Source organism: Streptomyces sp., from assembly GCF_035563135.1.
Classification (GTDB): Bacteria; Actinomycetota; Actinomycetes; order Streptomycetales; family Streptomycetaceae; genus Streptomyces.
Window position 1 is genome coordinate 1 of sequence record NZ_DATMVN010000088.1, and the last position, 8,150, is coordinate 8,150.

At 70.2% G+C, this 8,150-nt stretch carries 6 protein-coding genes; 3 read left to right on the forward strand and 3 right to left on the reverse strand.

Translation table 11 applies throughout. From position 1 onward, the window contains the following. The coding region (gene hpaE, locus VN520_RS03805; RefSeq protein ID WP_325745398.1) for a 5-carboxymethyl-2-hydroxymuconate semialdehyde dehydrogenase at positions 1-1,517 on the reverse strand (1,517 nt) is incomplete at its 3' end. A gap of 120 nt (positions 1,518-1,637) precedes the next feature. Beyond that, positions 1,638-3,179 carry a fumarylacetoacetate hydrolase family protein gene (locus VN520_RS03810; RefSeq protein ID WP_325745399.1) on the reverse strand — a complete coding sequence of 514 codons (1,542 nt, stop codon included), beginning with the start codon at positions 3,177-3,179 and terminating at the stop codon, positions 1,638-1,640. Positions 3,180-3,285: 106 nt separating this feature from the next. Here VN520_RS03810 and VN520_RS03815 point away from each other — a divergent pair, with 106 nt between their 5' ends. From VN520_RS03815 to VN520_RS03825, 3 genes are all read left to right on the forward strand, one after another. Beyond that, positions 3,286-4,758 (forward strand): NAD-dependent succinate-semialdehyde dehydrogenase, encoded by a 1,473-nt coding sequence (locus tag VN520_RS03815; protein ID WP_325745400.1) that lies wholly within the window; start codon positions 3,286-3,288, stop codon positions 4,756-4,758. A gap of 438 nt (positions 4,759-5,196) precedes the next feature. After that, on the forward strand, positions 5,197-5,913 hold the full coding sequence (locus VN520_RS03820; RefSeq protein ID WP_325745401.1) for a GntR family transcriptional regulator: 717 nt from the start codon (positions 5,197-5,199) through the stop codon (positions 5,911-5,913). Between the two features lie 125 nt (positions 5,914-6,038). Further along, the gene (locus VN520_RS03825; RefSeq protein ID WP_325745402.1) at positions 6,039-6,239 is read left to right on the forward strand and encodes a hypothetical protein; all 201 of its coding nucleotides are present in this window, start codon (positions 6,039-6,041) and stop codon (positions 6,237-6,239) included. A gap of 660 nt (positions 6,240-6,899) precedes the next feature. On the opposite strand, the gene VN520_RS03830 is transcribed toward VN520_RS03825, so the two are convergent. Continuing rightward, positions 6,900-7,625: an FAD-dependent monooxygenase gene (locus VN520_RS03830; protein WP_325745403.1), complete on the reverse strand. Its 726-nt coding sequence runs from the start codon at positions 7,623-7,625 to the stop codon at positions 6,900-6,902. Between the last annotated feature and the right edge of the window lie 525 nt (positions 7,626-8,150).

An 8,150-nucleotide genomic window follows, 5' to 3' on the forward strand; every position in this document is an offset into this window, starting at 1 on the left:
GCGGACTTGCCGAAGGAGGGGTTGTGCACGGCGCCCAGCGTGATGTGCACCGCCTGCTGGTCGGTGTAGAAGTCGATGGAGCGGTAGCCGCCCTCGTGGCCGAGACCCGACGCCTTGACGCCGCCGAACGGGGTGCGGAGATCGCGGACGTTGTTGGAGTTCAGCCACACCATCCCGGCCTCCACCGACTGCGCGAAGTTGTGCGCCCGCTGCAGATCGTTGGTCCAGACGTAGGCGGCCAGCCCGTAGCGGGTGTCGTTGGCCAGGGCCAGCGCCTCCTCGTCGGTGTCGAACGGGGTGATCGCCACGACGGGTCCGAAGATCTCCTCCTGGAAGATCCGGGCATCGGGCGCGACGTCGGCGAACACCGTGGGGGCGACGAAGTTGCCGAACTCGAAGCCCTCGGGGCGGCCGCCGCCGGCGACGAGGCGCGCCTCGCCCTTGCCGATCTCGATGTAGCCCATGACCTTCTCGAAGTGCTCCGGGTGCACGAGCGCACCCACTTCCGTGGCCGGGTCGTGCGGGTATCCCACGCGCACGCGCTCCGCCTGCGCGGCATAGCGCTGCACGAACTCGTCGTAGACCTCCCGCTGAACGAGGATGCGGCTGCCGGCCGTGCACCGCTCGCCATTGAGGGAGAAGACCCCGAAGATCGTGGCGTCGATGGCCGCGTCGAGGTCGGCATCCGCGAACACCACCGCCGGGGACTTCCCGCCGAGCTCCATCGACAGGCCCTTGAGGAACGGCGCAGCGTTGCCGAAGATGATCTGGCCGGTCCGGCTCTCGCCGGTGAAGGAGATCAGCGGCACGTCAGGGTGCTTCACCAGCGCGTCGCCGGCGTCCTCACCGAGGCCGTTCACGAGGTTGAAGACGCCCTTCGGTACCCCGGCCTCCTCGAAGATCCCCGCCCACAGCGACGCGGACAGCGGCGTGAACTCGGCGGGCTTCAGCACGACGGTGTTGCCGGTCGCCAGCGCCGGACCGAGCTTCCACGACGAGAGCATGAACGGCGTGTTCCACGGCGTGATCAGCCCCGCGACGCCGATCGGCTTGCGGTTGACGTAGTTGATCTGGCGGCCGGGCACCTTGAAGGTGTCGTCCGCCTGGGCGACGATCAGATCGGCGAAGAACCGGAAGTTCTCGGCCGCCCGGCGTGCCTGCCCGAGCGCCTGGGTGATCGGCAGGCCGGAGTCGAACGACTCGAGCTCCGCGAGCCGGGCGTCGCGGGACTCGACGATGTCGGCGACGCGGTGCAGGACTCGCGAGCGGTCACGGGGGAGCAGCCGCGGCCACGGTCCCTCGGCGAAGGCTCGGCGGGCGGCGGCGACAGCCCTGTCGATGTCGGCTTTCTTGCCGGCGGCGGCCTGCAAGTACACCTGGTTCGAGACAGGGTCCAGCACGTCGAACGTGTCGCCGTCCGCCGAGTCGACGAACTCGCCGTCGATGTAGTGCTGGATGCGGGTAGGCAGGTCGGTGGGGACGTGGCGTTCCGCGCCGAGCGTGGCGATGTTGGTCATGGGGTCTCCCGGATAGGGGTGAAGAGGCTGCAGGCCTCATCGGGGTGTTCGTGCGGCATGGAACTGCGGGGCGTCACCGACCGGGGTCTGCGTGCGACCTGTTCGGGCCGTTGGACGGCTTCATGGCGTCGGTGTGTGAACCTGCTGGAGGGCCTCGTCGTAGCGGGCGCGCCAGTGGGCGTTCATGGGAAACAGCCCGTCCACCGGGTGTCCCTCCGCGACCCGGGCGGCAACCCAGGCGTCTTCGTCCTCCTGGGCGAGGGCCGCGTCGACGACCTCCTCGACGAGCGTGGGCGGGATGACGATCACCCCGTCCGCGTCACCCACGACGACGTCGCCCGGCTGGACGGTCGTGCCGCCACAGCCGATCGTGACGTCGACGTCCCACGGCACATGACGTCGGCCGAGGACGGCGGGATGCGCGCCGCTGGTGTAAACCGGGATGCCGACCGCAGCGACGGCCTCGTAGTCGCGCACTCCGCCGTCGGTCACGATGGCGGCTGCCCCGCGGGCGTGGGCACGGATGGCGAGGATGTCCCCGAGCGTTCCGGAGCGGGTCTCCCCGCGTGCCTCGATGACGATGACCTCTCCTTCGCCCACCGCGTCGAAGGCGCGCTTCTGGGCGTTGTAGCCGCCTCCGTGGGAGGCGAACAGGTCCTCCCGGTGGGGGACGAAGCGCAGCGTGCGGGCGGTCCCGACGACCTTCCGGTCCGGGTGCATCGGGCGGACACCGTCGATCGTGACGTCGTTCAGACCCCGCTTGCGCAGCTGTTGGGACAGGCCGGCGACGGGCGCCTTCTCCAGCTTCGCCCGCAGCTCCGGGGTCAGGACGCCGGGGGCTGAGGCTGCCGAGGAGGCGATCGGCTCGGCGGGGAGTCCGGCGGCCTCGCGCGACCCCCACGCCTCGGCGCGCTGTGTGTCGTCCACCGCGGGAAGCGACCCGAGTGAGGCGTCGAACGACGCCGTGCCCTGGACCACCGTGGTGACGAGCCGTCCTGAGCTCGGTGCACCGGCCACGCCCGGCGCGTCGACCTCGACCTCGACGACGTCCCCGGGAGCCACGACGGAGGAACCCGCGGGCGTGCCGGTGAGGATGACGTCCCCGCTCTCCAAGGTGAAGTGCTGCGACAGGTCGGCGACCATCTGCGGGAACGTGAAGAGCAGCCCGGCGGTGGTGTCGTCCTGGGCGATCTCGCCGTTCACCCACACGCGCACGCGGAGCGCATCAGGAGGCACGATCCGCGCGTCGATGAGCTCGGGGCCGATCGGGGTGAAGCCGTCGCCGCCCTTGGACCGGACGTTCGACCCGCGGTCGTTCGCGCGCAGGTCGTACAGGCCGAAGTCGTTGCTCGCGGTCACCCAGGCGACGTGCGACCACGCGTCCTCGGCCGACACGCGGCGGGCGGGCTCGCCGATGACGAGCGCGACCTCGCCCTCGAAAGCGAGGAGTTCGGTTCCCTCGGGGCGCTCGATCGCGCCGCCAGAGGCCGCCACCGAACTCGAGGGCTTGAGGAAGTACGAGGGGTGAGCCGGTCGCCGGCCGCGCTGGTCGGCGCGCGACGGGTAGCTCAGGTGTACGGCGATGATCTTGCCTGGTCGACCGGGAAGACCCGCAAAACGTAGGTCTGCGGCGTGCCCCTCGTGGCCGTTGTGAGTCGTCATTGGCTCCCCTTGGATCGTATGCGAAATCGTATATGGTGACCTGGAGCGCAGTCAAGCCACTCCCGGCGACCTCCGCTAGGGGGTCCGACGACGAAGGAACGCCGCCATGAGCGAGAGCCGCGAATCCGTTCTGCTGGCCGATGTCCCCGATGGACTGTTCATCGGCGGCGACTGGCGTGCTGCTGAGGGCGACAAGAGGTTGCGGGTGTTCGACCCTGCCACGGGTGGGGTCGTGAAGCAGATCGCAGATGCGTCCGTCGCCGACGGCAGGTCGGCGCTCGACGCGGCGGACGCAGCCTTTTCCGCCTGGTCGCGCACACCCCTCCGGGAGCGGGCGGAGCTGCTCCGCCGCGCGTTCGACCTGCTGCAGGAGCGCAAGGAGGACTTCGCCCTGCTGATGGCGATCGAGATGGGCAAGCCGATCGCCGAGGCCCGGGGCGAGGTCGCCTACGGAGGCGAGTTCGTCCGGTGGTTCAGCGAGGAGGCGGCGCGGATCCAGGGTCGCTACGGGCCGAACCCCGAGGGCACCGGCCGGATGATCGTCTCCCAGCACGCGCTGGGTCCGTGCTACCTGATCACGCCGTGGAACTTCCCCCTGGCGATGGCCACCCGCAAGATCGCCCCGGCGCTCGCAGCGGGCTGCACGGTCGTCATCAAGCCGGCGGAGCTGACACCGCTCACGACGCTCTACTTCGTCAAGCTGCTCCAGGACGCCGGGCTGCCGAAGGGCGTGGTCAACGTGATCACGACCAGCACGTCCGGTGCGGTGTCGGAGCCGATCATCCGCGACCCGCGGCTGCGGAAGCTGTCGTTCACCGGCTCCACCCCGGTCGGGCAGAAGCTGCTGGCACAAGCCGCGGAGGGCGTGCTCCGCACCTCCATGGAACTCGGTGGCAACGCGCCGTTCGTGGTCTTCGACGACGCCGACCTCGGCAAGGCGGTCGACGGGGCCATGGCGGCGAAGTTCCGCAACATCGGCCAGGCGTGCACCGCCGCCAACCGCTTCCTCGTGCACCGATCGGTCGCCGACGAGTTCGCAGCTCGGGTGACCGAGCGCGTCGAGGCCATGCGGATCGGTCGGGGCACCGAGGACGGCGTGGTCATCGGGCCGCTCATCGACGACCGGGCCGTGACCAAGGTCGACGCGCTCGTCACCGATGCGGTCGAGCGAGGCGCGACACTGCGTACCGGTGGGAAGGCGGTCCCCGGTCCGGGCACCTTCTACGAGCCCACCGTCGTCTCCGACGTCACGTCCGGGTCGGACATCCTCCGCGAGGAGATCTTCGGCCCGGTGCTCGCCATCGTCCCCTTCGACGACGAGGACGAGGCGGTGCGCCTGGCCAACGACACCGAGTACGGCCTCGTCTCCTACGTCTACACCGAGAGCCTCGCGCGCGGGCAGCGGATGATCGACCGCCTCGAGACCGGGATGATGGGCCTGAATGTCGGGGTGCTGTCCAACGCCGCCGCTCCCTTCGGCGGGTGGAAGCTCTCCGGCCTCGGCCGCGAGGGCGGCGCGGAAGGCATCAAGGAGTACCTCCAGACGAAGTACACGCTGACCGGGGACCCCTTCGCCTGAGTGGGGCGGTCACAGCGGCGGCGGATGGCGGAACTGACCGTCCGTCGCCGCTACGACCGGACGGCGTGCTCGGCGGCCATGCTCGGGTCTCTTCGCACCCGATCGCGACCTCGCTGGGCACTGGGCACCGGTGCTGTCCTCTCCGCCGGCCGGTGACCAGTCGGCTCATCCAGGACCCCGCAGGGCGCGCTGGCCATGGAGAGCGAGGCCCGGTGGGCAGTTGGGACACGTCGGCGAGCCGGAGCCGGTCGGGAGCGACCGCGATGGTGTTCGGTTTCACGACAGCGGCAGCCGCCGCGCGGCGGCACTCGCCGATCAGCGCGAAGGGCTGCTAGAGCACTCCCCGGAGACGCGTACGGGGCGAACTGCCCGCGGCAAATTCGTATATCATCACGTCGTGGCCGCGATCGTCGTCCGTGAGGACGTTCCTGGGTGATGGTGAACGCCGTCGCGGATGTGCCGCCGAGCAAGGTCCAGCTCTCGTATCGGTGGATCCGCGAGCAGATCACGAGCGGTCACTTCACGCCGGGGTACCGGCTCGTGCTGGCTCAGATCGCCGGCGAGCTGGGAGTGAGCGTGGTGCCCGTCCGTGAGGCGGTCCGGCTACTCGAGGCCGAGGGCCTGGTCACCTTCGTGAAGAACGTCGGAGCACAGGTCGCCCTCGTCGATGAGGCGGAGTACATCCACACGATGCAGACGCTGGCCCTCGTCGAGGGGTACGCCACTGCATTGGCCGCCCCACTGCTGTCTCCGGACACCATCGCTGCAGCGCGCGAGGTCAACGACCAGATGCGGGCATGCCTCGATGACTTCGACCCGCATCGCTTCACGGAGATGAACCGGGCGTTTCACTCATTGCTGTTCGATCACTGTCCGAATCCGCATGTGCAGGACCTCGTCGGGCGTGGCTGGAGCAGGTTGGCTGCGCTGCGTGACTCCATCTTCGGCTTCGTCCCCGGAAGGCCACCCGCCAGCGTGGCTGAACACGAGGAGATCCTTGAGGTGATCGAGCGGGGAGCAGACGCGGTGGAGATCGAGCTCACTGCGCGGCGGCACCGCACAGCGACCTTGGAGGCTTTCCTGAGCGCCCGGGCCGGGGGAGAAGGGCAGCACACGGCCGGTGGGGGCATGACGCGGGACGGCAGCATCCGCTAGGGGGAACCCGGGTCTGGGTCCTGGCCCACTCAGCCACCCGCCACTGCGCCGTCACCGGTCTCTTTGAGAAGTGGTTGTGCTACCTGGCGGCTCAACCGTTGCAGCACGAGCCTTCGACGGGCCGTGTGTTCTCCACCGAGTACGGCCTGATCACGCTCACCGTCTACCAGTACGTCCACCCCGGCATTGGCGGCCAGGCGGCGGCCGGGCGGTGCGAGCGCGGCGAAGTATCAGACGGGTATCGGGACGGCACCAGAGGCCCCGACAACAGGACACCTGGGGCTCTTGACCTGAAGGGTCCCGCGGGTGAACACCTGTCCGAGTAGGACTTCAACGACCTCACGCACGGGTTACGGCTCCAGCTTGAAGGCAGCCTCCGGCCTGTCGCCGCGGGAGTCCAACGGGCCGCGCTTGACCGCCATTGCTCCTCGTCCGGGACAGGTCGCCTCCGTTCGTGGGCGCCCCGCAGATGACTTGACCTGCGCAGGATGCACAGCAGCGACCGTCGACGAACTGACTTCGCACGTTCGGGGCTACAGGGTCCCGAGTTGCGCGACCGACCGTAGGAAGTGCACGGCCGGACCGTCGCCGGCCGGGGGTCGGGCGGTGCTCAGGCCTGCAGATGGTGCCACGATGGTGGCCAAGCCATGGTGTTCACGGTCGTTTGCGGGCATTCATCGGCGAGCGCACTTTCGGCTCGACCTGCGTGAACGCACGGTGGCGAATGTCCAGGAACCCCCACCAGCCGCCCTGGCAGTGTGGGGGTCAGGGGTTCGAGTCCCCTCAGCTCCACCCCGTCGACCAGGCCGTTCTCCGACTCGGAGAGCGGCCTGAGTCGTCTCCGGTTGCAATCGTCGTTGCAGGTGGCCCCGTCGCTCGCAGCAGCGGAGCGCCCGTGCGGTCGGCGGCCTGGCGGGCCAGTGCCGGCATGACGTGACTAGGGCCGAGCCGTGACAGTGCCGGGGCGGCGCTGCGGGCGCGGGTGGTCACGGTAGGGCCACGTGCTCGTTGCGGATCCCGATCGCCATGAACCGCGAGAACAGCTGCAGCAGCAGTGGAACCCGGGACATGAGGCGCAGGGGGAGCGGGACCCCGGCGGGTCGATCGGGAGCACCCGTTGCCCTGATCATCTGTCGTTGGACCGCTCGCTGGACGAGTTGCGTGACCCGGGTGGGGAAGGCGCGGCGGCGCTGCACCCGGCGGAGGTCGCGTTCCCTCACGGTGCCACGCCGCAGGGGCGCGACGAGCGCATTGGCTGCCGCCACCGCGTCCTGGATGGCGAGGTTGATGCCGACTCCCGCGACCGGGGACATGGCGTGGGCGGCGTCCCCGACGAACAGCAGGCCCGGCCGGTACCAGCGGCGCAGCCGGTTGACGCGGACCTCGAGGAAGCCGGTGTCCTCCCAACTGCGCAGTGCCGTGTCGAGCCGGGAGCTCAGGAAGGGCATCGCCTTCCTGAGGTCCGACCGCAGCGCCTCGATGCCCGCCACCCTCAGCGACGCCACCGTGCCCTTCGGCATGGTGCAGGCGCCCTGCCAGTAGCTGCCCCGGTCGATCATGGGGAGCAACCGGCCAGGCACCAACCGCGCGAAGGACCCGTCCGGATCCCCGGGCGCCTTGGGGAGGCGGTACCAGAGCACGTCCAGCGGGGCGCCGGCTGGTCCACAGCCGGCGATGCAGACGGTCGTGACCGTGGGAGGGGTTTGGGTCATGGCGGTTGTCCTCTCCGGCGAGGTGGGCGGGCGGGGTCTTGGTGTCCTGGGTGTGAGCTCGGCGGAGGTCCGGAGCGGTCGGTCCCCCGGTGCGGTGGGTGGGGGCGCGACGGGCGGCCGGAAGCGCCCTGTCGGCCGTGGTGCTGCAGGGGCCGTCCGGGGCTGGTGCAGCGTCGTCCCGGCCCCGGGAGAGCCGGCGTAGCAGGGGCGCCGGGAGGAACGACTGCCTGGACCCGGGAAAGCCCCGAAACGGGCCAGCAGCAGCGTGACGCCGGGGCGCATCGACCTTCCCGAGGGAGCGGGCCCCAGTGATCCGGTGGACCGCCCGTGCCTTCGAGCAGGACGAGGCCGGCTGCGATGAGCGAGCCGGCACCGGGCCCCGCGACCACCGTGGCTGCGCGGGAACATCCCGGCGGGGGCGTGCGTCAGGTGTGGGGCCACGGTCGTCTGCGACGATGCGGTGCGCGAGGACGGTCACGCCCTCGCCGCTGTCACCATGACCTCCACCAGCAGGCCGGGCTGCCA